General features: G+C 67.6%; 27 protein-coding genes. 10 read left to right on the top strand and 17 right to left on the bottom strand.

Annotated elements, in window-relative coordinates:
- Nucleotides 1-14 precede the first annotated feature (14 nt).
- Nucleotides 15-707, bottom strand: coding sequence for an energy transducer TonB (locus ACESMY_RS09395; RefSeq protein ID WP_372784308.1), 693 nt, complete (start codon nucleotides 705-707; stop codon nucleotides 15-17).
- Nucleotides 708-814: 107 nt separating this feature from the next.
- Here ACESMY_RS09395 and ACESMY_RS09390 point away from each other — a divergent pair, with 107 nt between their 5' ends.
- Nucleotides 815-1,552: an endonuclease/exonuclease/phosphatase family protein gene (locus ACESMY_RS09390; protein WP_372784307.1), complete on the top strand. Its 738-nt coding sequence runs from the start codon at nucleotides 815-817 to the stop codon at nucleotides 1,550-1,552.
- Here ACESMY_RS09390 and ACESMY_RS09385 read toward each other — a convergent pair.
- Both ACESMY_RS09385 and ACESMY_RS09380 read right to left on the bottom strand, forming a co-directional pair.
- Nucleotides 1,549-3,033, bottom strand: a complete 1,485-nt coding sequence (locus ACESMY_RS09385) for a phospholipase D-like domain-containing protein (protein ID WP_372784306.1) — start codon at nucleotides 3,031-3,033, stop codon at nucleotides 1,549-1,551. The two genes, ACESMY_RS09390 and ACESMY_RS09385, sit on opposite strands and share 4 nt — an antisense overlap.
- Nucleotides 3,034-3,173: 140 nt before the next feature.
- The gene (locus tag ACESMY_RS09380; protein ID WP_372784305.1) at nucleotides 3,174-3,518 is read right to left on the bottom strand and encodes a hypothetical protein; all 345 of its coding nucleotides are present in this window, start codon (nucleotides 3,516-3,518) and stop codon (nucleotides 3,174-3,176) included.
- Nucleotides 3,519-3,695: 177 nt separating this feature from the next.
- On the opposite strand from ACESMY_RS09380, the gene ACESMY_RS09375 reads away from it, so the two are divergent.
- The 3 genes from ACESMY_RS09375 to ACESMY_RS09365 are packed head-to-tail and all read left to right on the top strand — an operon-like array spanning nucleotide 3,696 to nucleotide 4,977.
- On the top strand, nucleotides 3,696-4,127 hold the full coding sequence (locus ACESMY_RS09375; protein ID WP_372784304.1) for a PaaI family thioesterase: 432 nt from the start codon (nucleotides 3,696-3,698) through the stop codon (nucleotides 4,125-4,127).
- Nucleotides 4,124-4,357, top strand: a complete 234-nt coding sequence (locus tag ACESMY_RS09370) for a DUF1289 domain-containing protein (protein ID WP_372784303.1) — start codon at nucleotides 4,124-4,126, stop codon at nucleotides 4,355-4,357. Before ACESMY_RS09375 ends, ACESMY_RS09370 begins: the two co-directional genes overlap by 4 nt.
- A gap of 50 nt (nucleotides 4,358-4,407) precedes the next feature.
- Nucleotides 4,408-4,977 (top strand): TIGR02281 family clan AA aspartic protease, encoded by a 570-nt coding sequence (locus ACESMY_RS09365; protein WP_372784302.1) that lies wholly within the window; start codon nucleotides 4,408-4,410, stop codon nucleotides 4,975-4,977.
- Here ACESMY_RS09365 and dusA read toward each other — a convergent pair.
- The 5 genes from dusA to ACESMY_RS09340 form a co-directional block, all read right to left on the bottom strand.
- Nucleotides 4,921-5,919 (bottom strand): tRNA dihydrouridine(20/20a) synthase DusA, encoded by a 999-nt coding sequence (gene dusA / locus ACESMY_RS09360; protein ID WP_372784301.1) that lies wholly within the window; start codon nucleotides 5,917-5,919, stop codon nucleotides 4,921-4,923. The genes ACESMY_RS09365 and dusA overlap by 57 nt on opposite strands.
- A 210-nt stretch (nucleotides 5,920-6,129) precedes the next feature.
- On the bottom strand, nucleotides 6,130-6,420 hold the full coding sequence (locus ACESMY_RS09355) for a helix-turn-helix transcriptional regulator (RefSeq protein WP_372784352.1): 291 nt from the start codon (nucleotides 6,418-6,420) through the stop codon (nucleotides 6,130-6,132).
- A gap of 102 nt (nucleotides 6,421-6,522) precedes the next feature.
- Nucleotides 6,523-7,041: a hypothetical protein gene (locus tag ACESMY_RS09350; protein ID WP_372784300.1), complete on the bottom strand. Its 519-nt coding sequence runs from the start codon at nucleotides 7,039-7,041 to the stop codon at nucleotides 6,523-6,525.
- A 2-nt stretch (nucleotides 7,042-7,043) separates the two neighbouring features.
- Complete coding sequence (locus ACESMY_RS09345) at nucleotides 7,044-7,628, bottom strand: DUF4304 domain-containing protein (RefSeq protein WP_372784298.1); 585 nt, start codon at nucleotides 7,626-7,628, stop codon at nucleotides 7,044-7,046.
- Nucleotides 7,625-8,887, bottom strand: coding sequence for a hypothetical protein (locus ACESMY_RS09340; RefSeq protein WP_372784297.1), 1,263 nt, complete (start codon nucleotides 8,885-8,887; stop codon nucleotides 7,625-7,627). The genes ACESMY_RS09345 and ACESMY_RS09340 overlap by 4 nt, the downstream gene beginning before the upstream one ends.
- Nucleotides 8,888-9,161: 274 nt before the next feature.
- Here ACESMY_RS09340 and ACESMY_RS09335 point away from each other — a divergent pair, with 274 nt between their 5' ends.
- Genes ACESMY_RS09335 through ACESMY_RS09325 form a run of 3 tightly spaced genes read left to right on the top strand, consistent with a single transcriptional unit; the run spans nucleotide 9,162 to nucleotide 10,961 of the window.
- Nucleotides 9,162-9,410 carry a DUF4160 domain-containing protein gene (locus tag ACESMY_RS09335; RefSeq protein ID WP_372784296.1) on the top strand — a complete coding sequence of 83 codons (249 nt, stop codon included), beginning with the start codon at nucleotides 9,162-9,164 and terminating at the stop codon, nucleotides 9,408-9,410.
- Nucleotides 9,403-9,792: a DUF2442 domain-containing protein gene (locus tag ACESMY_RS09330; RefSeq protein ID WP_372784295.1), complete on the top strand. Its 390-nt coding sequence runs from the start codon at nucleotides 9,403-9,405 to the stop codon at nucleotides 9,790-9,792. The genes ACESMY_RS09335 and ACESMY_RS09330 overlap by 8 nt, the downstream gene beginning before the upstream one ends.
- Before the next feature lie 41 nt (nucleotides 9,793-9,833).
- Nucleotides 9,834-10,961, top strand: coding sequence for a hypothetical protein (locus ACESMY_RS09325; RefSeq protein WP_372784294.1), 1,128 nt, complete (start codon nucleotides 9,834-9,836; stop codon nucleotides 10,959-10,961).
- 109 nt (nucleotides 10,962-11,070) lie between these two features.
- Here ACESMY_RS09325 and ACESMY_RS09320 read toward each other — a convergent pair whose 3' ends face one another.
- On the bottom strand, nucleotides 11,071-12,000 hold the full coding sequence (locus ACESMY_RS09320) for a hypothetical protein (RefSeq protein WP_372784293.1): 930 nt from the start codon (nucleotides 11,998-12,000) through the stop codon (nucleotides 11,071-11,073).
- Between the two features lie 22 nt (nucleotides 12,001-12,022).
- Nucleotides 12,023-13,231 (bottom strand): LLM class flavin-dependent oxidoreductase, encoded by a 1,209-nt coding sequence (locus tag ACESMY_RS09315; protein WP_372784292.1) that lies wholly within the window; start codon nucleotides 13,229-13,231, stop codon nucleotides 12,023-12,025.
- A 125-nt stretch (nucleotides 13,232-13,356) separates the two neighbouring features.
- Between ACESMY_RS09315 and ACESMY_RS09310 the strand changes: the two genes are divergently transcribed.
- Nucleotides 13,357-13,914 (top strand): VOC family protein, encoded by a 558-nt coding sequence (locus ACESMY_RS09310; RefSeq protein WP_372784291.1) that lies wholly within the window; start codon nucleotides 13,357-13,359, stop codon nucleotides 13,912-13,914.
- Here ACESMY_RS09310 and ACESMY_RS09305 read toward each other — a convergent pair.
- The 5 genes from ACESMY_RS09305 to ACESMY_RS09285 form a co-directional block, all read right to left on the bottom strand.
- Nucleotides 13,863-14,921, bottom strand: coding sequence for an amidohydrolase (locus tag ACESMY_RS09305; RefSeq protein WP_372784290.1), 1,059 nt, complete (start codon nucleotides 14,919-14,921; stop codon nucleotides 13,863-13,865). The genes ACESMY_RS09310 and ACESMY_RS09305 overlap by 52 nt on opposite strands.
- A 45-nt stretch (nucleotides 14,922-14,966) precedes the next feature.
- Nucleotides 14,967-17,273 carry a TonB-dependent receptor gene (locus ACESMY_RS09300; RefSeq protein WP_372784289.1) on the bottom strand — a complete coding sequence of 769 codons (2,307 nt, stop codon included), beginning with the start codon at nucleotides 17,271-17,273 and terminating at the stop codon, nucleotides 14,967-14,969.
- Between the two features lie 53 nt (nucleotides 17,274-17,326).
- The gene (locus tag ACESMY_RS09295; protein ID WP_372784288.1) at nucleotides 17,327-17,845 is read right to left on the bottom strand and encodes a VOC family protein; all 519 of its coding nucleotides are present in this window, start codon (nucleotides 17,843-17,845) and stop codon (nucleotides 17,327-17,329) included.
- Between the two features lie 113 nt (nucleotides 17,846-17,958).
- A complete protein-coding gene (locus tag ACESMY_RS09290; RefSeq protein ID WP_372784287.1) occupies nucleotides 17,959-18,588 on the bottom strand; it encodes a TetR/AcrR family transcriptional regulator in 630 nt (209 codons plus the stop codon).
- Nucleotides 18,589-18,675: 87 nt separating this feature from the next.
- Complete coding sequence (locus ACESMY_RS09285; RefSeq protein WP_372784286.1) at nucleotides 18,676-19,461, bottom strand: SDR family NAD(P)-dependent oxidoreductase; 786 nt, start codon at nucleotides 19,459-19,461, stop codon at nucleotides 18,676-18,678.
- A gap of 105 nt (nucleotides 19,462-19,566) precedes the next feature.
- On the opposite strand from ACESMY_RS09285, the gene ACESMY_RS09280 reads away from it, so the two are divergent.
- Both ACESMY_RS09280 and ACESMY_RS09275 read left to right on the top strand, forming a co-directional pair.
- Nucleotides 19,567-21,177: a flavin-containing monooxygenase gene (locus ACESMY_RS09280; RefSeq protein ID WP_372784284.1), complete on the top strand. Its 1,611-nt coding sequence runs from the start codon at nucleotides 19,567-19,569 to the stop codon at nucleotides 21,175-21,177.
- The gene (locus tag ACESMY_RS09275; RefSeq protein WP_372784283.1) at nucleotides 21,161-22,078 is read left to right on the top strand and encodes an alpha/beta hydrolase; all 918 of its coding nucleotides are present in this window, start codon (nucleotides 21,161-21,163) and stop codon (nucleotides 22,076-22,078) included. Before ACESMY_RS09280 ends, ACESMY_RS09275 begins: the two co-directional genes overlap by 17 nt.
- Nucleotides 22,079-22,271: 193 nt before the next feature.
- Here ACESMY_RS09275 and ACESMY_RS09270 read toward each other — a convergent pair whose 3' ends face one another.
- Both ACESMY_RS09270 and ACESMY_RS09265 read right to left on the bottom strand, forming a co-directional pair.
- Complete coding sequence (locus ACESMY_RS09270; protein WP_372784282.1) at nucleotides 22,272-23,045, bottom strand: GDSL-type esterase/lipase family protein; 774 nt, start codon at nucleotides 23,043-23,045, stop codon at nucleotides 22,272-22,274.
- Nucleotides 23,046-23,127: 82 nt separating this feature from the next.
- On the bottom strand, nucleotides 23,128-25,884 hold the full coding sequence (locus tag ACESMY_RS09265; protein WP_372784281.1) for a TonB-dependent receptor plug domain-containing protein: 2,757 nt from the start codon (nucleotides 25,882-25,884) through the stop codon (nucleotides 23,128-23,130).
- Nucleotides 25,885-26,070 lie beyond the last annotated feature (186 nt).

Raw genomic sequence — 26,070 nt, 5'->3', positions numbered from 1 at the left:
AAGGGAAGCCAATTCTAGCGAGGCAGCCGCCAGTTGATCGGCAGGCGCACCATGCCGCCCACAACGGACTGCCCGTCCTTGTCCACGAGCTCCATTTGGAAGAGCGCGCTCAGCGCCAAGCTTGCCCCGCCGAACTCGGAGCCCTTCGGAAACTCGCAAGTGATCACGCAGTTTGCCAGGAGGCCCTGCGCATCGATGCCGCACTGCAGCGTCGCGTCACCCTCCACGCCCATCCTCAAAGCCCGCACGGGATAGTACTTCGCAGCGTCCACTCCGGCGGCGCGAGCCACCCAGGTCGGGTGGACGACAAGCCGTACGCCGGGCGGCGGAGACGGGGGCGGCGGGCGTATGCGGAGGTACAGTTCGACGAGTTTGCCGCCGACGGCTTGCCCGTCCATGCTCAGCGGCGCCATCTTGAATTTCGGCGCGAGCGCCAACACCGCCTGCCCAAGGCCCTGGCCCACGATCGATTCCTCCTTGACCTCGCAGGCCGTGAGCTCGCCAGCGTCGGTGACCGTGCAGTAGACCCTCGCCGCACCATCAGCCGGCTCCCCTGCCGTGGCGGCGGGATAGGCGTCGGCGTAGTCCTTCGCGGTCGGGGACGACACCCAATTCGGGCCTACGACGAAACTCTGGCGAAGGACTGGCGCCGTGGCCGCCGGCGCGACAGCCGCGGGCGGCTCGGCGAAAGCAAGTAGGATAGGCAACCGGCGTCCCCCAGACTCGAAGTGCGAACTTAGCCGCGAACCCGCGCGCCATTCCAGCCGTTCCGCCAGCCTTGCCTTGGCCGCAAAAGCAAAGCACCCCTCGCCACATGCCCCGTATCGTCACCTACAATGTGCACCGCTGCGTCGGGAACGACCGGCGGCTGGACGTGGCGCGGGTGGCCGCCGTGCTCGCCAAGCTGAAGCCCGACATCGTGGCCCTGCAGGAGCTCGACGTGGGCCGGCGGCGGACCGGCCACGTCGACCAGGCCCATGAGATCGCCCGGCGCCTGGACATGGCCTGCCACTTCCACGCGGCGCTGACCGTCGAGGAGGAGCGCTACGGCGACGCCATCCTCACCGCCTACCCCGAGCGGCTGGTGCAGGTGGGGCCCCTGCCCGGCTACGACCGCATCCGAGCGCTCGAGCCGCGCGGCGCCCTGTGGGTCGAGGTGGAGATCGAGGGCGCGCCGGTGCAGATCATCAACACCCACCTAGGCCTGGTGCCGCGCGAGCAGCAGATCCAGGCCGCCTGGCTGGCGGGCCCCGCCTGGCTGCAGCACCCCCTCTGCCGCGGCCCGCAGATCCTGCTGGGCGACTTCAACGCCACGGCCACATCGGTGGTCTACCGGACGTTCGCCACCCGGCTGAAGGCCGCGCGGAGCCTTTCGACGAAGAGCTCGCCCACGGCCACCTTCCCCTCGCCCCTGCCGGTGCTGCGCATCGACCACCTGTTCGTGAGCCCGCAGATCCAGGTGCTGGACGTCTTCGCGCCCTTCGAGCCCCTGACCCGCGTGGCCTCGGACCACCTGCCGCTGGTGATGGATTTCGAGGTGGCCGCGGCCTAGTCGTCCAGCGACTCCACCGCCGCCGGCGCGCCCAACAGCTGCATGGCGCGCACCGCCTCATAGAGCCGATCACGGCGGCGCCCCGGGTTCCAGGAGTCCCTGGGGTCCTGCGGGTCGCCCAGGTGGTACTTGGCGACCAGTTCGCCGAAGCCGGTGACCTCGGGCGGCTCGATGGGCTGCAGCCGGCCGTCGCGGTTGAGCGCGTCGATCGCGCCGACCAGACCGCCGTAGTCGGCACGGGCCTTGGCCACCGCGTCGCCGGTGCAGCCCATAAAATGGCCCACCAGCCGGTCGCGGAAGGCGGCGATGGCGATCCGGGCGTCCTCGGCGTCGCACTCCACGGCCAGCTCGCATTCGGTATCGAAGCCGCCGGAGCGGTTGTTGAGGTTGGCCGAGCCCACCCGGGCGATGCGGTCGTCGAAGACGCTGGTCTTGGAGTGGACGATCACGGTGTGGCCCTTGGCCGTCGCCGGCCAGAAGGCGCGGAAGCGGCCGAAGACGTCCGCCGCGCGCAGCCGCCAGATCATCGCCCCGCGCGCCCGGTCCATGGTCAGGTGGTCGAACCAGCTCGGCGCGTGGCCGGTGGAGACCAGCACCACCTCCGGGCCGTTCGGCTCCGCCAGCCGCGCGGCCAGCGCCTCGGTGATCAGGGGCGAGGTGAAGTACTGGTTCTCGAGGTAGATCGTCTCCTTGGCCTCGGCGATCGAGGCCAGGGTGAGCCGCCGGATCTCGTCGATCTCGGGCTGGCGCTTCCAGGCCGGGACGGTGCGGGCGATGCCGACGTCGACGTCGGTCAGGGCCGGCGGCACATGGTCGGGCCAGGGATCGCCGCCGGCGTCCTCGGGCGCGTCCAGGATCTCACCCGTTGCGCGCAGCCAGCGGGCGCGGGCAAGGTCGGCGAGCGCCGTGGCCGCCGGCCCGTCGACCATCATCATCACCTCGTGGCGGGGCGCGTGATATTCCTGGTCCGGCATGATCCGGCGCAGGTCGTCGTCGCGGTGCCCGGGCGTATCCCAGCGGTCGACGGCGATGTCGCCGCCGCCGCAGAACGCCAGCCGGTCGTCGATCACCAGCACCTTCTGGTGATGGCAGGCGCCGAACGGCACCTGGTCGTCGAGCCGGAAATGCACCGGCGTGTCCTTGAACCACTGGCGCGCCTTGTGCGGGAAGAACTCCTGCTGGGCGGCGATCGGCAAGGCCGAGCGCCAGATCAAGAGGCGCACGTCGAGGTCCGGCCGCGCGCAGGCCAGTTCCACCAGGATGCGGCCGACCTCGTCGGGGTCGTCGGGGCCGTCGTAGCCGTCGGGGAACAGCCGCGTGCGCGGATCGAACCCCCAGCCGAGCAGCAGCACCGAACGCCGGGCGTTCTGCAGGGCGGCGAAGACAGCGGAGAAATAGGCCTCGGTATCGACGAGGAAAGCCGCCCGGTCCGCCCGCGCCGTGCGCCAGCAGGTCTCGCCGGGTCTCAGGACCGAGGTCAAGCTGTCACGGATCCTTCCATTCGCCCCAAGCCACAGAAGCTCTCAGGGCGAAGGTTGGGTTCCACGATCCGAAACGCAAGGAAAAGCGCGCCGGCCGGGCGGCGGCGCGCTACGCCTTTGACGGTCGGCGGGCGACGAACCTAGCGGGAGGTCGCCGTCTCCCGGCTGCCGGCGCCGCCGCCCAGATAGGCCATGCAGGGGCCATTCAATTCGGCGGTGAGGCGTTCCTTGTAGCTCGCCCGGTCGGCGTCGTGCTTGGCGCGCGCCAGCTCGTCCTGGCCGCGCAGCAGGATCGGTTCGCTGCGCGAGCGGCCTTCGGTCTTCAGCATGGCGTTGAGGCTGGTGGTGTCGACGTTCATGGCGGCCGCGAGGCCCAGGCAGCGGTTGGCCTTCAGGTAGTCCATGTCGTTGAGCTTGTCGGAGGCCGCGGCGGCGCCGGCGGTCGAGAGGCTGAGCACGGCGAGAACGATGGCAGCGGATTTCATGACTATTTCTCCCTCAGAACAGTCCCCGAGTGGAAATTGGCGCTTGGGCTCTCAAAGCTCAAATGAATTACAGGCAATGAACAGTATTTAATGTTCCATCTATACAGTCGTTACGTTGATGTTACTTATGACTACAATTTAGTTGTCACGCTTCGCCGGAAGCTGGCATGACGCGCCATGCCCGCTCCGACCCCCGTGCTCGACGCCGCCGGCGTCAACGCGCTGCTCAAGAAGGCCTTCCCGGGCGCCCCACCCGACGCCTTCCCAACCGTTTGGGAGGTGACACCCGGCCGGGTGAGGGTCATGACCGCCTATCGCGAGGGGCTGCTCAGGCCGGGCGGAGTGATCTCCGGCCCAATCCTGATGTCGCTCTCCGACACCGCGGCCTACGCCCTTGTGCTGGCCCATATCGGCGACCAGCTGATGGCGGTGACCTCGTCCCTGACCATGAACTTCCTGCGCGGCGCCGCGCCTGGCGACATTCACGCCGACGCCGAGCTGCTGCGGCTCGGCCGCCGCAACGCAGTCTGCGACGTGCGCCTTTGGACCGAGAGCCCTGACCGGCTGGCGGCGCAGGCCATCGTCACCTACGCTATCCCCCAGCCATGAGCGAACCCGCCGCCCAGCCACCCTCCGGACCGCCCCGCGCCATCGCCACGCCGTGCATCAAGGTCTGCGTGGTCGACGGCGAGAGCGGCCTTTGCATGGGCTGCTACCGGCAGCTGTCGGAGGTCGCGGGCTGGGTGCGGCTGACCGACGAGGAGCGCGCGCGGATCATGCAAGAGCTTCCCGCCCGCCGCAGCCGCATCAGCCCGGCCAAGCTGGCCATGTTTGGTTAAGCCTGCCCGTTCACGGCTTCTAAAACCCCGCGCATCTAGGATTGCATCGAATGGCAGCCCGGATTTCGCTGCGGCAGGATGCGTACAGGGTGTCGACCCTCCCGAAATTCATCTTCGTGGCGGTGGTGAGCGGTCTCTCGGCCGTCACCCTCACCCTGGCGGTCACCACGGCCGCCGAGCGTGCGCCGGCCGCCCAAGCCGCCCGCGCCGACACCGCCCTGCACCAGCCGATCGCCGACCTCGCGCCGACCGGCCCGCACGCCACCATCCGCAAGGCCGCCGACGGCGAATACTGGGCCCAGGGCCAGGTCAATGGCGCGAGCGTGCGCTTCCTGGTCGACACCGGCGCCAGCGCCATCGCGCTGACGCCCGACGACGCCCGCAAGCTCGGCATCGACATGGCCGGGCTGAACTACGGCTATAAGGTGGTCACCGCCGGGGGCTCGACCCGGGCCGCGGCCGTGAAGCTCGCCAGCGTCACCGTAGCCGGCGCGCGGGTCGACAACGTCGACGCCCTGGTGATCGAGAAGGGCCTCGACACCTCGCTGCTCGGGATGAGCTACCTAGGCCGCCTCGCCAGCTTCCAGGCGACGCGCGAGGCGCTGATCCTGCAGCCCTGACACGGCCGACAAGGCCGCGTCGACGACCTCCAGCCCAGCGCCCGGCTTGACGCTTTCGACCGTGAGGATCCGCCGCCAGGTACGGGCGCCCGACGCGCCGTGGAAGAGGCCCAGCATGTGCCGGGTCATGGCCGCCAGGTGGGTCCCCATCGCCAGTTCGCGGACGATGTAGGGCCGGTAGCGGGCCACGGCCTCGGCCGGCGTGACCACCGCACCTTCGCCGAACAGCCGCGCGTCGACCTCGCCCAGGAGCCCCGGCGTGTGATAGGCGGCCCGTCCCAGCATCACGCCGTCCACCCGCGCCAGATGCGCCTGCGCCTCCTCCAGCGAACCGATCCCGCCGTTGATGGCGATGGTCAGTTCCGGCCGCTCGCGCTTCAGCCGATAGACCAGCGGGTAGTCGAGCGGGGGCACGTCGCGGTTCTCCTTCGGCGACAGGCCCTTCAGCAGGGCCTTGCGGGCATGGACCACGAAGTGGCGGACGCCGGCCTCCGCGCAGAGATCGACCAGACGGAAGAGGCTTTCCTCCGGATCCTGGTCGTCGACGCCGATGCGGCACTTGACGGTCACCGGGATTTTCACCGCCGCGGCCATGGCGGCCATGCCCTCGGCGACCAGCTCGGGCTCGCGCATCAGGCAGGCGCCGAAGCGGCCGGACTGCACCCGGTCCGAGGGACAGCCGACATTGAGGTTGATCTCGTCATAGCCCCAGGCCTCGCCGATCCGCGCGGCCTCGGCGAGGTCGCCCGGCTCCGAGCCGCCGAGCTGCAGGGCCACCGGATGCTCCGCCGCGTCGAAGTCCAGCAGCCGCGCGCGGTCACCATGCAGGATCGCCCCGGTGGTGAGCATCTCGGTGTAGAGCCTGGCGCGGCGGGTCAGCGTCCGGTGCAGGACCCGGCAATGCCGGTCCGTCCAGTCCATCATGGGCGCTACGGATAACATATTGATTTTATTGATGTTCTTCTGCAGCGGGACCTAGGCCGATTCTACCATAGTTTCCGTGACTTAGATAAGATTGTTGGCAAAATCGGGGTGAAAAACCGCCTTTGCCGCGCACAAGAGCTTGGCCGCTAAGATGTTGTTTTGAATGAAAAAAAGCCGTCCAGTCGGTCCTTTGTGGGACTGGGCGGACTCTGGCGGTATTTCAACAACTTAGGGAAGGCCGTGTGCAATTTGCACACGCGGGGCGCCTAACCTCGCGATGAAGGCCATGGTCGCATGCCGGAGTCGGCTATCGGCCCCGCCGCTGGCCAGTCGTCGGAGTGATGCCGATCTCGCTTCGGTCGAACGTCTCACCCCGAGGTCCGCCCAGGCCTGCAGGTCCGAGATCGCGTAGACGACCCGACCGCCCAGCTTCCGGTAGATCGGCCCGGTGCCCAGAACGCGGTGCTTCTCCAAGGTACGCGGGGAGAGGCCGAGAAACATGCCGGCCTTGCGGGTCATCAAAAACCGGTGGAGTACCACGGCGCCGGGAGGTTCGGGCTTCGCGAAACCTTCGCCGCTGAAGCCAACCCCGAACAGCTCACCGCGCCCACCACCGATCACTCAACGCCCCCAAGCCAAAGCTACACTTACGGGGAGGCTTAGACGGGATGTTTGTAACACTTCGATGGAGGCGCTCCGGTCGTCCTCGTCATCCTCGGCCGCTGCATCCTCAGAGGCCTCGAGCAGGGTGACGATGTCGAATTCCATGCCCTTCGACTGGTGGATCGTCGTGATGATGAGCCCGTTCTCGAGCACCTGCTGATCATCCGGAAAGGCGTCCGGCCACGCGATCCGGGCCCGCAGCTCGGCGAGGTCGATCGCGGTGGCGTCGTCACCGGCGCCGGCTGCGAAGGCGAGCCGCTGCCAGGCGATCGCCTCCTCGGGAAGCCCGAGCTGATCGCACGTCTCGTCTCCCCAGAGCTTCGCTAGATGGTCATGGATCCTTGTGAACTGCGATCGGACGAGGGTCGTCGACTTCACGGGGCGGAGGAGCGCGCCGACCCAGGCGGGAGGCAGTGCCGCAAAGCTGCCGGCGTTCAGGCGGATCGGCGTGGCCGGTCCGGCCCTGGCGCGGCCCACGATCAGGACTCTTGCCTAGTTTCGCCACCCGATCCGCATCCGAGCCACGACCGAACGCTGTCGGCCTGTTCTTTCCAGGTTCCGACCTCGGATTTCGGAGGGTTGGACAATGCGCGGCGCGCTTCGTCGACCTCTCCCATTCGATAGAGCGTCAGCGCGAGATAAATGCGTCCCGGTGTCCAACTCCACTTCTGTGTGCCCCGTCCCAGGAACTTGGCTTGGTCTTCAAGTCTTCGCCGCCCTTCGAAGTAGCGCGGCGCATAAACTCGGAGCGCTTCTGCAAGCTCTGCAGGACCATTGGGTTCGTTCTTCCACCAGATGTCTCGGCCGCACATCAACTCACCAATTCGCTGGCCTTCCTGAATGATGCCCAGGGGCCGCTTCCATGGAATGGCTTCCCGCAGGAGTTCCTGGGTCGCCAGATCACTGGTCCATAGATTGGCAGTTGTCCCGGCGACCGAACTGACTTGAAGATCGATCTCCTCCAACATGTCTCCGACGACGCGGGACCAGCGTTTTCCGGTCCGCCGGAATCCCAGTGGGGTCAGAACATCATCCAGCACCGAGACATACGATCGCCGGCTCATATGAATGGTCGCTGATCGTAGAAGATCGGGCGCACAATCCGGCCGGTCGCGTCGAAGTAGCGCTTGACGGCTCGAGCCGCGGCGGCTCGGCCGCTGGGTGTATTAGGCTTGAGCTCCATCAGCTTCCTACTCCGGGGGTCCAGCGGATTCCGCTGTGGCCCGCCGACGTCGGGTTTCAAGGCCGGATCGCCCGGCCTCTCGATCCGAGGTTCATATTTCCAGCCCGGCTTTTCGGCGAGACGTTGCTTAAGCGCGGCATGCGCCCGTCGGCCGGCCCGCGTAGCCCAATTGTCGCCCACGCGAAGATAAGGATCGCGCTCGACAAAATTTGCGACCGCTTGTTCGGCCTCTGGAGCGAGTTCGCCCGTCGCCCATTCCCCGGCGGCTCCGAGCCCAAGCGCCAGGAGCGGCGCCGCAAGCGCCGGCGCGGCGAACCAGCTGTTTTGAAGGTCGATCTTGCGGGTCGTGTCCGAGAACGCCGCCTGCTGCCGACGAAGCTCAGCCAGATCCTGATCGGAGGGCAAGGGCGCCTGAAGGGCTCCGTATTGAACTACGCCACCCGATCCTGGATGGGGTGCGGGTCGTGTTGGAGCAGGTGCGGCGGCAGATCGACCCACCTCGCTCCTGACAGCGGCGCCCTCGTTGGCAGCCACCCTTGCATTGTCCATTCGAAGTAGATGTTGGCCAGCAGCGATTTCATCGGAAGTGGCGTCGCCGGGGCCGCTCGGAATGGCGTAGCTGTGGCCCGCGAACAGGGTCGAGTCTCGGGCGCCTAGGCCGTTGGCTGTCAGGAACCGGCCTATGGCCGCAGGATCGCTGGTTCCGAGCAGGCGCGAGATGCTGTCGCCTGGGCGGGCCGTCGCAAATCGGCTCGCGTTGCGAAACGCGTCCGGCAACGATGTCAGGCCGTCAGCGTCCGGCAACTTCGCCGCGGTGATTGCCGGCTCGACCGTGGCGAGCGGCAGCGGAGATGCGTCATCGAGGTTCGATGGTGACGCGTTGCCTCGTGCCGATGGGTCATCTCGGCCAAGCGCCTGAACACCGACTGCCGTCACGTCGCCGGGCTGCGCCGCCGCCAGGTTCTCCCCTGTACGAGTCGATTGGGACCAGGCTTCACGTCCTGCCGCTTCCGCGTCGGGCGCTAGCTGTATCTCGGCGTTCCGCTGCGCCATCCAATCGTCAATGTCGGCGTCGTCGTCCAAATACCGCCGCATCAGCTGAAATCCAGCCATTGCCCCTCCTGCAATCTTGAAACCCACCCGACGCCCCGGTCGCCGCGCGTGCGCAACGGGCCCATCAGAGGACGCCACTATGCTTGACGGCGCTTACCTTGTCAAGAACAAAACATGAACATATGATTGACTCCAGGATGCCCGATAGCGGCGCGGCCGCCCGCGGCGGCGACGGCAAGCAGGCTCTTCTTATGCGTCGCGCTAGGCGTTGAGCCGAATGGATCGCCCAAGAGAGAACGGAAATTCTCCGGCATCACCAAATAACCTAGATCGCATTTAGGTTTTGTGCGATGGTATAGTCATGGGGACCGTATTCCCGAGCCGGCGACGCTACCGTGTGGCAGTCAACTCCAACGATCATCCACCTCCGCACGTTCATGCGTTCGGCAAAGGTTGCGAAGCGCGCTTCAAGCTCAACTGCCCGGATGGACCGGTGGAGTTGTGGGACTATGTCGGCGATTGGACCTTGGCGCGGCTGAATGAATTGGGCGGCGAGATCGCCGCCAGGCTGGTCGACTGCTGCGAGAGTTGGGAGGATATCCATGGCTGAGTTCAAGATGATCGACGCCGCGGCTTTTAAGGCCGCAGGGGTTCGAGGTCGGTTTGCTCATGCGACGCCGCGAGCAGTGAAGGCTCGATTTGACCGACGCGCAGAGCGGGTCGTGGTCGGACTCGATACGGGGATCGAGTTCGCCTTCGACCCCCGCCTCGCCCCGGGTCTGTCGGAGGCCGCTGCTGATGACCTGGTTGGCGTCACGGTCGAGGGCGTTGGCAGCACGCTGCATTTCCCTCGATTGGACGCGGATTTCACCGTCTCACGCCTGCTCGAAGGTTTTCTCGGGCCGATGGATTGGACCCGACGCGAAGCGCGCGCGCTCGCCTCGCGCGAAAATGGAAAGCGCGGCGGCCGACCCAGACGCAGCGCCGGCTGAGGTCGGATCTAGAGACAACTCGGTCTGGCCGCCCGCGTGCGATGGGCGGCGTCTTCGAAAAATCAGAATGCCGATCGAATAGGTGGCGTCGAACGGAGGCCGAGGAGGACGATGCGATGACAAGAGCCACGATATCTGCGGCCGCGATGCTGGCCGTGCTCCTCGCCGGCCCGGCCTTCGCCCAGGACCAAGCGCCGCAGGGCCGGGCCGCCGCCCCTCAAGCCGCCGTACACACGGCCTTGGCGCGCGATTTCGGTGGGGTCTGGACGAACGCCACCGTCACCCGGCTTGAGCGGCCCGCGACCTTTTCCCAGCTTGTCGTCTCGACCGCACAGGCGGAGGCGGTGGCGAAGGCGACGTCCGCGCGTCTCGCCGCGGCGAACGGGGTCTCCGATCTCAGCAAGGGCGCCTTCAAGGATGCGGACGCCACCGCCGGCTACAATTCTTACTGGATCGATTCCGGAGACGGCCTGATGCGCGTTCGCGGAGAAGCGCGGTCTTCCTTCATCACCAGCCCCGCCGATGGGAAGATGCCTTTCCGAAATCGCGCGAAAAGCCTCGCCCTGATGAACCGGGACGGGGTCGAGTACCAGTCCGGGAAAGGCGCCTACGCGGGTCCGGAGGATCTTCCGCTCCGCGAGCGTTGCCTGATCTCGCAGAGCGACGCCGGCGGGCCGGTCATGCTCAACGCCATCTACAACAACAACTACAGCTTCTTCGTCACGCCGGGCTATTTCGTGATCGACCTGGAGATGAACCACGACGTCCGGGTCGCCCCGATCTTCGCCTCCGCCGAAAAGGCCCGCGCATCCCATCAGCCGGCTGTGATCAGGCCGTGGCTGGGCGATACGGTGGCCTGGTGGGAAGGCGACACGCTTGTCACCGAGACGAAGAACGTGAACCCCATCCAGGAAGGGCGGACACTGACGCCCGTGTCAGCGCAGGGCACGGTGACGGAACGGTTCACGCGGATCGCCAAGAACGAACTGCTCTATCGGTTCACGGTCGACGATCCGGTGCACTACACGCAAGCCTGGTCGGGCGAGTATTCCTTCAAGCCCGCCAAGGGGCAGATCTACGAATACGCCTGCCATGAGGGGAACTACGCGATGGAAGGCATCCTGCGCGGCGCCCGGCTCGCGGAAGCGGCCGCCAAAGGCGGAAATTGATCGGCGCCGCCTGCCCCGCGGCGCGGAAGACACTTCAGAAACGGGCCAGCAGGCGACATAGGCGGTTACCAGGGAAGCCGACCTTCCATGGATCGGCATTCTCAGCTGCTCAGCGAACCGCTCCCTTCTCCGCGCGAGCCGAAACCGGCGCGCCCTGCAGATCTCCATAGAGGGGCGAACTGGCCTTGATGAGCCGGAAGAGATGCCGCATCCGCGCCACGACCGCTCCGGTTTCGTCGCTCGCGGCGGCGTCCCACCACAGGTACTCGGTCTTGGGACTCTCGCCCACGCCGACCACCCGTCCCTCCACGCGGTACGGCCGGTCCAGGAATACCGGTCCCCGCTGGTAGACGATCTCGAAAGCGCCGAACATGGCCGATGCGTCGCCGATGTGCGGCGAGATGCGATCGTGGTGGTGGCGCACGCCGTCGCCGGTGAGGAGTCGGTACATCAGCGCCGCCGTGCCGCCGACTGAGGCGATCGAGCCGCCCCAAGGGGAGGCTCCGCGATACCAGTCCATCGGCTCGTTGTTGACGCCGCTCTCGATGAGGGCCTCCTGCTCCTTCCAGGTGAGGGTCATCTCGGCCTCGCCGAGCGACTGGCCCGGCGTCACCCCCTTCAGGAGCCGGAGCGCCGAGGCGTCGCAGGTCTTGAGATCGCGCGCCGAAAGCTCTGACCGGCTGTGGTCGCCGAGGGACGCCGTGCCCTCACAAATCCGTAGCGCGGGGTCCCTCGGGCTGCGGGCGTGGATGCGTGTCTGGGCTCCGGGCGGCGTCGGCCGCTCGACCACGGCCTGCACAGGCTCGCCCGCGATCACGATATTCAGGAAGTAGAGCGACAGCGCGCCGGTCTCGAACCAGGCTTGGCCGTAGGCCTCGACCAACAGGGGCGCGAAGATGTCGAGGTGAAGGTTGCCCCCCACCGCCGCGCCACGGAACCCGAGCGCCCTGGCGCGATCCGGGTCGTGGATGCTGGAGGTCGAGGGATTGAGCGCGACGCGGGGCGCGCCCACCAGGCTGTCCGGGACCTCGATATTCATTGCCCGCCTCCAACCGCCGCCGCTAGGCGACCACAGCGCTGTCCGCCTCCGCCGTGAAGGCCGGGCGCAGGTGGCGGCCCGCCAGGTCAATGCTCTTCAGCACCGCCGCATGGGGAATGGACCCGTACTGCATCATGCACATCATCCGGTCCGCCCCGATGGCCGCATAGCCCTCGAGCTTCCGTTTGCAGTGGTCAGGATCTCCGATCACCACGCAGTCGAGGGGCTCGAGGACCTCATGCGCCTCTTGCCGGCTGATGACCTCGCCCTGGGCCATCCGTTTGAGCAGAACCAGCACCGGCGGGTCGTCGTCGTGGATGACCGTCTCGTTGGGATCGAGCCGCTCCATCGCGGCCGTGTCGCGCGAGGAATTCGGATGCAGGCCGGCCTTGATCATGTCGTACCAGATCCGCCGCGGCACCTTGAACACCACGGGCGCCGCGTTCACGTACCAGAGCGCCGACCAGGCGGCGCCGTTGGCGATCGCCGCCTCGCGGCTCTCCGCGACGTGCACGAAGGTGAAGCAGCCCTTCTCGCGGTTCACGAAGCGCCCGGCGGGCGTGCGGCAGGCCGCCAGCCCGCGGTCGTGCTCACGCAGCATCTCGCCCAGGACCGCGACCGGGCTCAGCAACGTGGTCCCGAGCGCACCCACGCCCATCTCACCGGCCATGTAGAAGCTCTCCGGCGAACCGCAGGTCTGCCATAGGGGCGGATGCGGCTTCTGCAGGGGTTTGGGCACGATTTGGCGCGGCGGCACCTTGTAGCCGGGGCCGTCCCAGGTGAACTCCGGCTCGGTCCAAATCCGCGGTATGATGTGCATGGCGTCGCGGACCTGGTCGCGCGCCGTTTCGGGATCGACACCGAAGGTCTCCCATTCCTTGCCGCCCGACTTCGCCAGCCCAAGGTCGAAACGCCCCCCGGACAACACGTCGAGCGTCGCGCCGCGCTCGGCGACCCGCAGCGGCGTGTTGATGTTGAACGGCGCGAGCACACCGGCATGACCGACGCGCAGGCGCTTGGTGCGCATCGCGATGGCGGTCAGCACCACCTCCGGCGCGGCCGAGTAGCTGAACTCCGGCGCGCCATGGTGCTCGACCTGCCACCAGTTGATGAAGCCCGCGGCGTCGGCCGCCTCGGCCTGTTCGAGGATCTCCCGGAACAGGCTCGCCTCGTCCTCGCCGTCTGCCCACGGGAACGCTCGCTGGATCTCGCAGAAGATGTCGAATTTCACGCCGTCGCTCCCGTCGGTCCATAACGCTTGTTATGTATCCCGTTCACGAGCTCCGAAGTCAAGCCGCCGACGGAGCTTGACATAACGATTGATATGTTATGCTGGCGGTCAGGGAGACCGGACCGATGGCTGACACCGACTGGGCGCTCGAGCGCTTCTACCACACGATCATCAACGCCCGGGACATCGACGAGACCGTCGCCTTCTACCAGGCGCTGGGTTTCGTGATCGTGCGCGACCGGCGCAACATGAAGTGGCCGCCGGGCGGCGGCGTCGTGTTCGGCATGATCCCCGACGTGAAGGGAAAGGGCGGCACGCTCATGGCGCTTCCCAGCGACCCCCCGCCCGAGGGGCCAATGCTCGACATCATCCAGTGGCTCGAGCCGGAAGCCACGTTCCCGGCGGTGTCGCCCAGCCATGTGCCCCGGGTCACGGCCTTCCGCACCCGCAACGTCGCCGCTGCGATGCGGGCAATGCAGGCCAAGGGCTACCGCACCACCACCCCGGACGCCTACACCGGCAACGCGGCCGCGGGCATCGTGGCCGTGGCCGGCGTCTATGACCCCAACGGCAACATCATCGAGCTCATCGAGCTCGCCCCGGGCCTGACCACCTCGCGGCTGCAGGAGGTCTACGGCGTGGAGGACGATGCGGCCGCCGTATCCAAGCCGGCGATGCGGTAGGTGCGTATCGCCACCTCGCTGAACATCTGGCGCTTCTCGTCGGCGCTGAAGCCGGCGACGATCTTCTTGTGGGCGTTCCACAGAGTCCCCCAGCCAACCGAGCGTTTGTCCATCGGAAAGTTGCTCTCGAACATGCAGCGGTCCGGCCCGAAAAGGTCGATGGCGGCGCGGTAGTAAGGGCCGTTCGCCGCGGCCAGCTCGTCGGAGCTCGGCGGCTGCGGCCGGTCGCCCCACCCGAAGCCGTTGAAGTGCATATTGAGGCCGCCCAGCTTGACCACCACGTTCGGGCAACCGGCGACCGTCCGCAGATCTCGCAGCCAAGCCTCGAAGACCTCGGCGCGCTTGTCGGCGTACCAGCCCATCCCCAGCGGCGTGCCCAGATGGTCGAGCACTATGCTCAGCTCCGGAAGGGCGCGCGCTAGGTCGGCCACCTGATCCAGCTGATGGTGGAACACCCACAGGTCCAGGACCAGGCCGCGCCGCGCGAGCGCCCGCGCGCCCGCCCGGAAGGCGGCGCCGGCCATCAGCTCGGCCGGGGCGCTGGGCCAGGGATCGAGCACACCGTGCGGATCGGCGCAGACGATCGGGCGGACGCCACGATACCGGTCCGGCGCACGCGATACATGCAAGTCTAGGATCTCGCCGGCCGCCTCGCCGCGGGTCAAGTCCACAGACCCGAACATCGCGGCGCAGGCGCGCACGGGGCCGAACACCCCGCTCGCGGCCTGCGCCCCGATCCCGTTGGCGAACTCCACCTCCCCCAGCGAGCGCAGGTCCGGCGGACCGGAAGGCCGGTACATCGCCGCGCATTCGGCGAACACGCTGGCCACCACATTGTGCCCGCCGCCGGCGCGGTCGGCGTCGGCCAGGAACTCGGGCAGCAGGTAGGTGTCGTGCGGCAGCTTCCAGAGGTGGTGGTGCGCGTCGACGATCGGCAGGTCCGGCTCGAGCGGCGGCTCGCTCACCTGCGCGAGCCAGTCGGCGCGCACGGGCCACTCCATGGACATGCGGTCAGCCTTTCATCCGGACCTGCGGGGGCGCCGCCGCACGCGTCAGAAGTTCACGCCGACCCGCACGCCATAGGTGCGCGGCGGGTAGTAGACGAAGTTGTCCGGCTCCAGCGCCTGCTGGCCCAGGGTGATCGACTGCAGCCCGTCGTTCGAGATCACGTCCTTGTTCTCGATGTTGTTGACGAAGGCGTCGACCCGGTAGCGGTTGTCCATACTGGTCCAGGTCACCCGCGCGTTGGTCATATGATAGGCTTTCTGCCGCGAGGTGACGTAGTTGTCCGGCAGGAAGTCCACCTTGCCTGAGACGTAGGTGTCGATCCGCGGCGTGATCGCGCCGAAGTCGGTCTCGAAGCGATATTCCGCGCCGAGGTTGAAGGCGTAGGGCGGCGTCTCGTTGAGCTGGTTGCCTTCGAAATTGCAGAGCTTGGTGACCGCGTCGCAGCCCGGCCCGGGACCGCCGAAGCGGGTGTCGGTGGTGATGTAGCGCCCGTATTTGGCGTCCGACAGGGTGAGGGTCCCGTTGAGCCGCAGATTCGGGGTCGGCAGGACGGTGAACTCCACTTCCAGCCCGTTGACCTTGGTCGTGCCATTGACGTTGTTGATCCCCGACTGCGTCGAGCTTTGGATGAACACCTGCAGGTGTTTGATCTCCTCGTGGTAGGCGGCGATGTTCAGCTGCAGGCGGTCGTCGAGGAAGCGGGACTTCCAACCGGCGTCCACGGAAACCAGGGTCTCCGGATCGTAGATATTGGCCAGGCCGATGATATTCCCGCCGGCCAGGTAGCCGCTTGAGACCGAGGCGAACAGCATGTTCTTGTCGTCGACCTGGTAGCTCGCGCCCACCTTGTAGGTGGTCTGGCTCCAGGTCTTGCTGAATGGCCCCGCGGTCACCCCGCAACTGCCGCCGCAGACCTGCGGCAGCTGGTAGTCGAGGGAGTTGAAGCCGTATTTCTTGTCGTGTGTGTAGCGCAGGCCCAGCGTCAGGGTGAGCGGCACGCCCACCGAGGTCTTCGACAGGTCGTAGTCGAGCTGTGCGAAGGGCGCCCACGACTGGGTCTTGCTGGTCCCGTAGCTGAAGAAGTTGAATTGATCGAAGGCGGCCGTCGGCCCGAGGTCGTTGTAGCCGAGGTCCTGGTAGCCGAAGTTCTCGAAGTTCTTGCCGGCGAAATAGATGCCGCCGACCAGCCAACGCAGGGCGTTCTGGTCGCCCGAGGCGAGCCGGAACTCCTGGGAGAACTGCTTGGCCTTCATGATCCAGCGGCTGCCCACCGCCAGCGGCAGGTCCGAGCCGTCCCCGTCGCTCACCTGGGTGACGTCGCTGTTGCCGTAGGCGGTCACCGAGGTGAAGGTCGCGAACGGCAGGTCGTAGTCGAAGGTCGCCGAATAGAGCTGCGTCTCGTTGCGCCCGGTGTCCGCGGTGTCGTGGCAGACCCGCCGCGGATCGAACTTCGCCGCGGTGCTGAAGTCACAGGGCGAGCCCGCGGGAATGCCCAGCGGCGGGGTGCTGAAGCGTGCGGGCGTCTCCCACCAGGCCGTGGCGGTAGCCGCCACACCGCGGTTCCAGCTCGCGTGCGCCGCCAGCAGCAGCCGCGCCTGCGGACTGAAGTCGATGGCCAGCTGGCCCCGCAGCATCTGGTAGTCCTGACGGTCGAGCTGGTCGGTCGCCCCCGGTTTGACAGAGAGGTTTTCGGTGTAGGGGTCGTGCTGGGCGTCGACCCCGGTCAGCCGGGCCATCATTTTGAAGTCGCCGTTGTCGACCAGCGGCAGGTTCACGAAGCCGCGGAAGGTGCGCGCGTCATAGTTGCCGACCATGGCGTCGGCGCCGGCGGCGAAGCTCGCGGCCGGCTTGTTGGTGATCACATTGATCGACCCGCCGACCGAGTTGCGTCCATAGAGGGTGCCCTGCGGCCCGCGCAGCACCTCCACCCGCGAGATGTCGTAGAACTCGGGGTCGATCGAAGTGGTGCGCTGCACATAGACGCCGTCGATGTTGTAGGCGACCGGCGAGTCGCCGCCCGGCGTGGTGTTTTGGCTGCCCAGGCCGCGCATGGTGATGACGTTCTCGCCGCCGGTCACCCCGCCGCCGAAGCGCAGCGACGGCACACGCGTGCCGAGTTCCGCGAAGCCGACCACACCCTGCTTCTCCAGCTGGGCGCCTTCCACCGCGGTGATCGCGATCGGCACCCGCTGGACGTTCTCCTCACGGTGCTCGGCGGTCACCACCAGTTCGTTCAGCGTGGTTCCCTTTGCCGCCTCGTCTGCGGCGCGGGCGGTCCCCGCGCCCATGGAAAGAGCGAGGACGCCGGCTCCGGCCAGCAGCACCGCCCGTGACTTGATCGCCTTGGTCATGACGCCTTCCCCCTTTTTGGTTTCTTGGTTTCGTTGTGCGGCGACGCCGCGGATCAGGTGGCCCGCTGCCCCAGTGCTTCGTTGGCCCGCGAGTGGCGGACGCCCGCCTCGAGTTCGATCAGCTCGACGATGTTGCCGTTCGGGTCGTAGCAGCAGGCCGTGGCGATCAGGCCCAGCGGCTCGCTGGGCGTATAGGGCGGCTGAGTGAACTCGACGCCGGCCGCTTGCAGGGCCGCATAGGCTTGCCGCACGTTGCGGGTGCGGAAGGCGATGATCCGCGGAACGGTCTCCGCCACCCGCCCCCGATCGGGAAATCCCGCGGCGGGCTCGAGCCACTGGATCAGGTCGAGCATCGGGCCGTCCGGGTCCGCAGGCAGCACCATGAGCACGCCGCGGCCCTTGGCCCGGGCAAGGCCGAATATGCCGGCCACGAACTCCGGCCAGTCGACACCGCGGCGATCGTTGAGGATCTCGAAGCCCAGCCGCCGGTAGAAGGCGACCGATTCGTCCAGGTCCCGGCAGTTCACCACCGTGTGGTAGAAACGGGTCAGGCCCCAATCCGCTCCGGACACCCTGCGCCTCCGCGTGACCGCTCGTCAGCGCAAACCATAACGCTGGTTCTGCTATCTTCGCAAAGGATATTATAACGGTCGTTCTGGAACGACCTCAGATTGCGTAACGCTCGTTACATAGACGCCCGCTTGCGGCGAGGCGCCTCCCGGACGGGACCCAGGCGCGCCTCCAAGAGGTCGTCGACGTACTGCCGTTGCACCGCGCTGGTAAACTTGCGCGAGCCGATCATCACCTGCACGCCGATGCCGTCGATCAGGGCGATGACCTCGCGCGCCACCTTCTCCGCGTCGACGCCGCGGGCGGTCTCGCCCTGCTCCTGCGACCGCCGGATCACCGTGGCGACCCGGTTGGTGTACTCGAAGTAGCGCTCGCGCATGACCCGCTGCACCTGCGGGCTGTGGGCGGCGCGCTCCCAGAAGGCCATCCAGAACCGCCACTGCGCCTTCATCGCCGGGCTGGTCGGCAGCACGGTATAGAGCAGATCGCGGAGCGCCACGCGCGCCGACGCCCCGGTGGCGGCGTCGTCCATCTCCGGCCGCACGACATCCGCCCCCGCCTCGGAGGCGGCGATCAGAAGTTCGTCCTTGGTCTGGAAGTAGTGGGTCAGCGCCCCGGTGGTGAACCGGGCCTCCTTGGCCACCACCCGCATCGTCAGGCCCTCGAGCCCGTCGCGGGCGATCACCGCCAGGGCCGCCGCGGCGAAGAGCTTGCGGCGCTCGTTGTGGTCAGCCTGACGCGCCATGACCGTCCCATGTCCCCAAAACCTAACGCGCGTTACCACATCCATCGCCCGCCGCGCAGCCATTCTCCGCCACGGCGCGACGGGATTTCAGCCGGCGAACACCCCGCCGTCGATCACCAGCTCCGTCCCGGTCACAAAGCGGGCAGCATCCGACACGAGGTAGACCACCCCCTCGGCGATATCCTCCGGCGTCCCCGCGAACCCAAGGGGCGTGGCCTGGGCCGCCCCGGCGCGCGTCGCCGCCATCTCCTCGGCGATGGTGTTGGCGCCGGGGGGCAGGGCGCCGCCATGCTGCATCTTCACCCAAATGGGCGTCTCGATGGCCCCTGGGTGCACGGAGTTGACCCGCACGCCGTTGCGGGCGGCCGCGCACTCCAGGGCCAGGGCCTTGGTGAACAGGCGCACGCCGCCCTTGCTGGCGCAGTAGCCGGTGAGACCGGGAATCCCTTGCAATCCCGCAACCGACGAGATGTTGACGATCGCCCCGCCCCCGGAGCGCGCCATCAGCGGCAGCGCCGCGCGCACGCCCAGGAAGACGCCGTCGAGATTGACCGCGTTCTGCCTACGCCAGGTCTCCAGGGTGGTCTCCATGATGCCGGCGCTGATGCAGAGGCCGGCGTTATTGACCAGAATGTGCAGAGCGCCGAACCGCGCCTCCGCCGTGGCCACCGCCGCTGCCCAGGCCGCCTCCTGGGTGACGTCGAGTGGCTGCGCGGCGATCGTCGGCGACATCGCCGCGGTCTCCGCGAGCCCGGGGGGATCGATGTCGCAGGCGAGCACCCGGGCCCCCTCGCGCGACAAAGCCACGGCGCAAGCCCGCCCGATCCCGCTGGCCGCCCCGGTCACCAGCGCGGCCTTCCCTTCGAGTCTCATGTCCCCTCCAATCCATAACAAGCGTTACGATGTCACGTCCCAAGCCTTGCCGAAAGCCGGGAAGTCACCGTAACGTACGTTATGTAGAGAGCTGACGGAGGGCCCATGGCGGCCAAGGCGGATTGCGATGCGGTGGTCGTCGGGGCGGGGTTCGGCGGCCTCTACGCCGTCAGGCGGCTGACGCAAGCCGGCCTGAAGGTCGTCGCCTTCGAGACGGCCGATGACGTCGGCGGCGTCTGGTACTGGAACCGCTACCCCGGCGCGCGCTGCGACTGCGAGAGCTTCTACTACAGCTACTCCTTCTCCGAAGCGCTGCAGCAGTCCTGGACCTGGAGCCTGCGCTACTCCGAGCAACCCGAGATCCTGCGCTACCTGGCCCACGTGGCCGACCGCTTCGACCTGCGCCGCCACTACCGCTTCTCCACCGCCGTCACCGGGGCGGCCTTCGACGCCGCCGCCGGTCTCTGGCGGATCACGGCCGCCGACGGCGCCACAGTCAGCGCCCGCTTCCTGGTCACGGCCATGGGCTGCCTGTCGCAGGTCAATTGGCCCGAGATCGAAGGGGTGCGCGATTTCGCCGGTCGTCTCTTCCACACGGCCCAGTGGCCGCACGAGGGCGTCGACTTTACCGGCCGCCGCGTGGGGATCATCGGCACCGGCGCCTCCGCCGTGCAGGCGATCCCGCGGATCGCCGAGCAGGCGGCTCGCCTGACCGTCTTCCAGCGGACGGCCAACTGGGTCCTGCCCGCCTGGAACCGCGCCGCCGAGCCGGATTTCGACGTCTGGGTCAAAGCCAACTACGCCGAGATCCGCGCGCGCTGCCTCGCTTCAGGCGGCGCGGTGCCCTTCGACCCTCCAACCCGCGCGGCCGGCGATGTCTCCGACCTCGAGCGACACGCCGTCTTCGAAGCCCTCTGGACGCTCGGCGGCATGCGGTTCTTCACCGCCTTCACCGACCTGTTCACCAGCACGGCGGCGAACGCGGCGGCCCAGGCCTTCGTCCGCGGCAAGATCCTCGAGACCGTCCGCGACCCGGAGACCGCGCGCAAGCTGACGCCCAGCGACCACCCCATCGGGGTGAAGCGGCCGCCCCTCGAGGACGACTATTACGCGACCTTCAACCGCGACACCGTGGAGCTTGTCGACATACGCAGCGCGCCGATCCAGGCCGTGGAGGGCCAGGTCGTGCGCACCGCCGACGCCGAATTCGAACTGGACGACCTGGTCGTCGCCACCGGTTTCGACGCCATCACCGGGCCGCTCCTGGCCCTCGACCTCCGAGGACGCGGGGGCGTGCGCCTGGCCGACGTCTGGCGCGAGGGCCCACAGACCTATCTCGGCTTGGCGGTGGCGGGCTTCCCCAACCTGTTCACCATCACCGGCCCGCTCAGCCCGTCCGTGCTGGCCAACATGCCCACCGCCGTGGAGCAGCATGTGGACTGGATCGCCGACTGCATCCTGGAGCTTCGCCGCCGCGGCGTCGCGACCATCGAGCCCACCGACGCCGCCCAGGCGGCCTGGACGGCCCACACCGCAGACGTGGTGGAAGGGACCCTCTACGCGCGCTCCAACTCCTGGTACTTCGGCTCGAACGTCCCCGGCAAACCCCGCACCTTCGGCGTCTATCTGGGCGGCTTCGGCCGCTACCGCGAACACTGCGAGGCCGTCGCCCGGGCCGGCTACGAAGGATTCCGCCTCGATGCCGCCCCCAACTGAGATCCCGGCGCGCACCGTCCGGCCGATCGATGGGGTTCGGCGGATGCTCGCCGACCTGCTGGGCGGCCCAGACGCCTCCATCGCCCACCGCCGAGCGCAGGCCGCCGCGTTCGCCGCGTCGCAGCCGCCGCTGCCCGCCGGCCTGACCGTGACCCTTGAGACGCGCGGCGGCGTCCCCGTCGAGCGGCTGGAACCGCAAGCGGCGACCGCCCTCACCTTGCTGCATCTGCATGGCGGCGGCTATGTGATGGGCGACCCGGCCGGCAGCCGCGGCCTCACCACGCGGCTCGCGCTCACGACGCCGGCCACGGTGTTCAGCGTCGACTACCGCCTCGCGCCGCGCCATCCGTTTCCCGCGGCGGTGCAGGATGCGGTCGCGGTCTACGCCGACCTGATTACCCACGGCGCCGATCCCGCGCGCACCGCGCTGATCGGCGAATCCGCCGGCGGCGGCCTTGCCGTGGCGACCCTCGTCGCGGCGCGCGACCAGGGCCTGCCGATGCCGGCGGCCTGCGTCGCCCTAAGCCCCTGGACGGATCTCGCCTGCGAGGGGTCGTCCCACACAACCCTCCACGGCCGCGACCCCTTGCTGACCCGCGACGTCCTCCTGGAGATGGCCGCCCTGTACCTCTGTGGCCACAGCCCCGCGGACCCCCTCGCCTCGCCGGCGACGGCGGACCTCACCGGCCTGCCCCCGCTGCTCATCCAGGCGGGGTCCGAGGAGGTTCTGCGGGACGACGCGGTCAGGCTCGCCGAGGCGGCCCGGGCCTGCGGTGTCGCCGCCGATCTGCGGATCTGGCCGGAGATGATCCACGTCTGGCAGATGTTCGGGGACCTGCTGCCGGACGCGGAGGCGGCGATCGCCGAGATCCGCAGCTTCCTGCTGTCGACAACGGCCTAGCTCTACAGGTCGGGCACGCGCTGGAGCGGAACTTGGCGTCAGGCCGAGACGTGGACGTTGGGCAGCGATGTCGCCCATAGGCGCGTCGTGCTTCTTCGGGATGTTGTCGCCGTCGTCGCACGAGCGCCTCGGGGGCGACTAAGTCGGCCCGTGCGAGCTCTAGGTCGGCCAGTTGCGTCTAAGACCCAGCGGCCTACTTGCCGCAACTCGCCGCTCTCGCGCTTTCCTTTTCGACATATGGCTTGATGATCCGGGTCCAGCCGGCATAGCCGTCGGCGTTCATGTGGATACCGTCCTGGACATAGACGGGCTTCAAGGTGCCGAGCATCTTGCCGCCCTCCCACGCATCGTGGGCGGCGTCGATGTAGTGCAGGTCCTTGCGACCCTTGGCGTAAGCCTCCACCAGTTCGTTCGCCGCCTGCTCGTTGCGGGCGAAGGCGAGGCGCGCCGGCGAGGCCTTGGCCGGAATGAAGTAGACCGGCGTCGCGCCGAGGACCTTGGTCTTCAGGTCCATGAATTTCTTGAAGTCCACCAGGGCTTCCTGCGGGGTGAGCCCGTTCACTACGTCGTTCTCGCCGACGTAGATGAAGATCGCGCGGGGGTGATACGGCGCGACGATCTTGTCGAAGAAGAATATCTGGTCCTCGGCCGTCGAGCCACCCAGGCCGCGGGAGATGACCGGCGCCGGCGCCATGTCGGCGGCGATCGTCTTCCAGGCCACGATGCTGGCGGAGCCGATGAACAGGATGCCGCACGGCGCCGGCGCCTGGGCCTTGTCGGCGTCGAGGTAGGCGTCGACCCGCTTGTCGAAGCGGTGCGGGTCAGGGCGCTTCTGGTCGGCGATGCCGGCGTTCGTGGAATAGGTCACGCCCGGCGCCGCACGAGGGGCGGGCTGGGACAGGGAGACCGAAGGCGCCAGGCCGAGCGTTGCCGCGACGACCGCGACGGCGACATGTTTGAGGGACATCGGCGACTCCTGTGAACGATGGGATCTTCATAGTGGTTGAAGGGCCGGGTCGACCCCGGCCCTTTGCTGAACGAACGTCGCTTTAGAACTTCGAGCGTAGGCCGATCCGGAAGCTGCGGCCGATCGGATCGTAGAGGTCGAAACGGCCGCCCAGACCCGGCGCGCCGTAGGCCACGGTGCTCGGCACGACTGGGATCTGGATCGGGTCCTTGTCGAACAGGTTGTCGATTCCGAACGTCAGCTGGGACGGCCGGCCGCGAAGATCGAACCTGTAGACCGTGGTCAGGCTGACGATCGCGGCGCTGGGCACCGCGTTGTTGTCGACGTCGACGCCAGAGACCCAGACGTTCTGCAGCTTCGCCTTGCCGACATAGCGGATGTTGGCGCTGATCGTGAACGGTCCCTGTTCGTAGCTGCCGAGCAGGCTCGCCTTCCACTTGGGCTGGCCGGGACTGAGGTCGCTGACCTGACCGGCGAACTTCGTCGTCACCCCATTGTTCACCTGGGTGAACCGAGGCACAAAGCTCGCCAGCGCCCGCAGCGACAGGACGCCGGGGCCCACGGCGTGGCGGTAATCCACTTCATAGTCCAAGCCTTCGGTCACCAGGCTGGCGACGTTCACCGGCACCGAGTCGATCGTCGTGATCGCGTTCGTCGCGTCCCGATGGATGAACTGGCAGTACTGAGTCTGACCGGTGAAGCAGAAGGTCAGCGCCTGCGGCGCGCTGACCGCCGATATCGCGCCGTCAATGCTGATCTTGTAGTAGTCGATCGACAGCGAGAGGCCTGGCACGAAGCTCGGGCTGTAGATGAGCCCGACGGTCGTCGTGTCGGCATCCTCGGGCTGCAGGGCGGGGTTGCCCGCCGAGCGCGTGAACTGGGCATAGGATTTCTGTGTCAGCGGATCGAAGACGATCTGCTGGGTGAAGGCGCCCCCCGAGAACAGGTCATTGAGGGTTGGGGCGCGGATGTCGCGCGACTTGGTCGCACGAATCCGGACGTCGTCGGTGATCTGGTCGGACAGACCGATCTTCCAGGTCTCCACGCTGCCGCTGGTGCTGTAGTCGGTGACCCGGCCGGCGGCGTTGAACTCCAGGTTCTTGGTGAGCGGCAGGTCCTTCAGTAGCGGAACGCTGACTTCGACGAAGGCTTCCTTGACGTTCCGCTGACCCGCGAACGGCTGGAAGTTCTGCACCGCAAGCGCCCGGTTGAGGGCCAAGTCGTTCTGCGTCGCACTGGCCTTGTTGTTGGTGTAGTCGACACCGAAGGCGACCGAGAGATCGCCCGCGGGCAGCTTGAACAGGGTCCCGGTCGCGTCGGCTTCGACCACGTCGAGCTGCACGTCGGACTTCTGCTTGGCTTCGCCCAGGACATAGTTCAGCGCCGCCGCCGTCGCGCCGCCCGTGCCGAAGATGTTCAGCGGCACACAGCCGTTCGTCGGGGCGGTCAGGGTCGAGCGGCAAACGATCGCGCCCGTCGTCGGGCTGCGCACCGCGTCCACAGCCGAATTGAAGTTGGCGATGATCACGTCCTTATGCGCGATCTGGTGGGTCTTGGCGTCGCCGTGGGTGTAGTAGACGTTCCATTTCCACGACTCGCCCAGCTTGCCGTTCAGGCCCACGACCGCGTTGACGATGTCGCGCTGGTTGTAGGACGTCGGCGGGCCGGGGGCCGTAAAATCGAGGCCCAGGGTGAAGTTGGTGAGCCCGCGGGTCAGCAACTGCTGGCGGATGCCGGAATCCAGGTAGGCATTGTCCGAGTTGATCGTGATGTTGCCTTGCCGCAGGTAGGTCAGATAGCCGTTTTCCCGGTATTCGGAGTGACCGTAGGCGACCTGCGCAAAGGCCGTGATCTTGTCCGTCAGGTCGTAGTCCGCGTGGATAAAGGCGTTGCTGTACCAGAGCGCGGTGGTGATCGCGCGGTCCTCGCCGATCGAGTTGTCGACGTCGCCGCCATACTGCAGCAGACCGGACTGGTTGCCGAAGTTGTACGGCGACGGCGTGCCGTTCGGTCCGACGAACTGGATCCCCTTCAAGGGGCCTGCCGTGATCACGCCGCCCGGCGAGACGTTGACCGGCCCGGCGCCCGTGACCGTGATCTGACGCGGCTGGCCGTTCGTCGCGGTGAACGCCGGATTGTTGACGACCGCAGAGCTGTGGAACCAGTCGCGATCCTTGAGGTCGACCCCTTCGGGGGTGTTCGCGTAGTCGATGTCCGCGACGATGCGGCCGCGGCCGCCCGCGAACTGCCGGCCCGCCGTCACATCGATCTTGTAGAATTGGTTGTCTCCGTGACCGGAGATGCCGCTTTCCACATCGACCCCGACGCCGCTGTAGTCGTGATTGAGGACGAAGTTCACCACCCCGGCCACGGCGTCGGAGCCCCAGGCCGCCGAGGCGCCGCCGGTCACCACCTCGACGCGCTTGATCAGCGAGGTGGGCAAGGTGACCGTATCGACGCCGCCAGTGATGGCGGAGTCGACCACGCGCCGGTTGTCGAGGAGGACGAGGGTGCGGGTGACCCCGAGATTGCGCAGGTTGACGTTCTCCGCCCCGCCGCCGGCGACGCCGATGCTGGGGTTGCGGGCCGACGTCGTCGCGCCGAAGGACGGCAGGGTGTTCAGGTAGGCCGCGATCGTGACGGGCTGCTGAACCTGAAGCTCGGTCTGTCCCACGACCGTGACCGGCGTCGGCTGCTGGAATCCGTTGGTGACGATGCGCGAGCCGGTGACCACCACCTCGGAGACGGCGCCCGTATCGCCGCCTGAAGTGGCCTGGGCGAAGGCCGCCGGCGCGACGGCCAGCGTGGCCACGCCGGCGAGCAAGGTGGTCCTGAGCATTTTATCCCCCGTTTGTTGTTTCGTGCAGGCGCCATGGGTGTCCGCCCCTCGTCGGGGGCGGCGACCAACGCCCTGATTGCGGCTGAGACAGCCGGCGGCGCCGGCGCCCGAGTTTAAATCCCGGACCCGCTCAGCTGAGTGGCCAGGCCGTGCTCTACAGCCCGCTCGCAGCGAGCCGGTCCGACA

It is taken from the genome of Phenylobacterium sp., assembly GCF_041691455.1.
GTDB lineage: Bacteria > Pseudomonadota > Alphaproteobacteria > Caulobacterales > Caulobacteraceae > Phenylobacterium.
The sequence above is the reverse complement of the archived record's forward strand: the minus strand, read 5'-3'. Positions and strand labels throughout refer to the sequence as shown.

What these genes read in the sequence shown, in the direction of transcription:
- ACESMY_RS09390 (WP_372784307.1), top strand. Translation starts at nt 815, where the DNA reads ATGCCCCGTATCGTCACCTACAATGTGCACCGCTGCGTCGGGAACGAC.
- ACESMY_RS09380 (WP_372784305.1), bottom strand. Translation starts at nt 3,518, where the DNA reads ATGAAATCCGCTGCCATCGTTCTCGCCGTGCTCAGCCTCTCGACCGCC.
- ACESMY_RS09375 (WP_372784304.1), top strand. Translation starts at nt 3,696, where the DNA reads ATGCCCGCTCCGACCCCCGTGCTCGACGCCGCCGGCGTCAACGCGCTG.
- ACESMY_RS09370 (WP_372784303.1), top strand. Translation starts at nt 4,124, where the DNA reads ATGAGCGAACCCGCCGCCCAGCCACCCTCCGGACCGCCCCGCGCCATC.
- ACESMY_RS09365 (WP_372784302.1), top strand. Translation starts at nt 4,408, where the DNA reads ATGGCAGCCCGGATTTCGCTGCGGCAGGATGCGTACAGGGTGTCGACC.
- dusA (WP_372784301.1), bottom strand. Translation starts at nt 5,919, where the DNA reads ATGTTATCCGTAGCGCCCATGATGGACTGGACGGACCGGCATTGCCGG.
- ACESMY_RS09355 (WP_372784352.1), bottom strand. Translation starts at nt 6,420, where the DNA reads ATGACCCGCAAGGCCGGCATGTTTCTCGGCCTCTCCCCGCGTACCTTG.
- ACESMY_RS09345 (WP_372784298.1), bottom strand. Translation starts at nt 7,628, where the DNA reads ATGAGCCGGCGATCGTATGTCTCGGTGCTGGATGATGTTCTGACCCCA.
- ACESMY_RS09335 (WP_372784296.1), top strand. Translation starts at nt 9,162, where the DNA reads ATGGGGACCGTATTCCCGAGCCGGCGACGCTACCGTGTGGCAGTCAAC.
- ACESMY_RS09330 (WP_372784295.1), top strand. Translation starts at nt 9,403, where the DNA reads ATGGCTGAGTTCAAGATGATCGACGCCGCGGCTTTTAAGGCCGCAGGG.
- ACESMY_RS09325 (WP_372784294.1), top strand. Translation starts at nt 9,834, where the DNA reads ATGGGCGGCGTCTTCGAAAAATCAGAATGCCGATCGAATAGGTGGCGT.
- ACESMY_RS09320 (WP_372784293.1), bottom strand. Translation starts at nt 12,000, where the DNA reads ATGAATATCGAGGTCCCGGACAGCCTGGTGGGCGCGCCCCGCGTCGCG.
- ACESMY_RS09310 (WP_372784291.1), top strand. Translation starts at nt 13,357, where the DNA reads ATGGCTGACACCGACTGGGCGCTCGAGCGCTTCTACCACACGATCATC.
- ACESMY_RS09305 (WP_372784290.1), bottom strand. Translation starts at nt 14,921, where the DNA reads ATGTCCATGGAGTGGCCCGTGCGCGCCGACTGGCTCGCGCAGGTGAGC.
- ACESMY_RS09300 (WP_372784289.1), bottom strand. Translation starts at nt 17,273, where the DNA reads ATGACCAAGGCGATCAAGTCACGGGCGGTGCTGCTGGCCGGAGCCGGC.
- ACESMY_RS09290 (WP_372784287.1), bottom strand. Translation starts at nt 18,588, where the DNA reads ATGGCGCGTCAGGCTGACCACAACGAGCGCCGCAAGCTCTTCGCCGCG.
- ACESMY_RS09285 (WP_372784286.1), bottom strand. Translation starts at nt 19,461, where the DNA reads ATGAGACTCGAAGGGAAGGCCGCGCTGGTGACCGGGGCGGCCAGCGGG.
- ACESMY_RS09280 (WP_372784284.1), top strand. Translation starts at nt 19,567, where the DNA reads ATGGCGGCCAAGGCGGATTGCGATGCGGTGGTCGTCGGGGCGGGGTTC.
- ACESMY_RS09275 (WP_372784283.1), top strand. Translation starts at nt 21,161, where the DNA reads ATGCCGCCCCCAACTGAGATCCCGGCGCGCACCGTCCGGCCGATCGAT.
- ACESMY_RS09270 (WP_372784282.1), bottom strand. Translation starts at nt 23,045, where the DNA reads ATGTCCCTCAAACATGTCGCCGTCGCGGTCGTCGCGGCAACGCTCGGC.
- ACESMY_RS09265 (WP_372784281.1), bottom strand. Translation starts at nt 25,884, where the DNA reads ATGCTCAGGACCACCTTGCTCGCCGGCGTGGCCACGCTGGCCGTCGCG.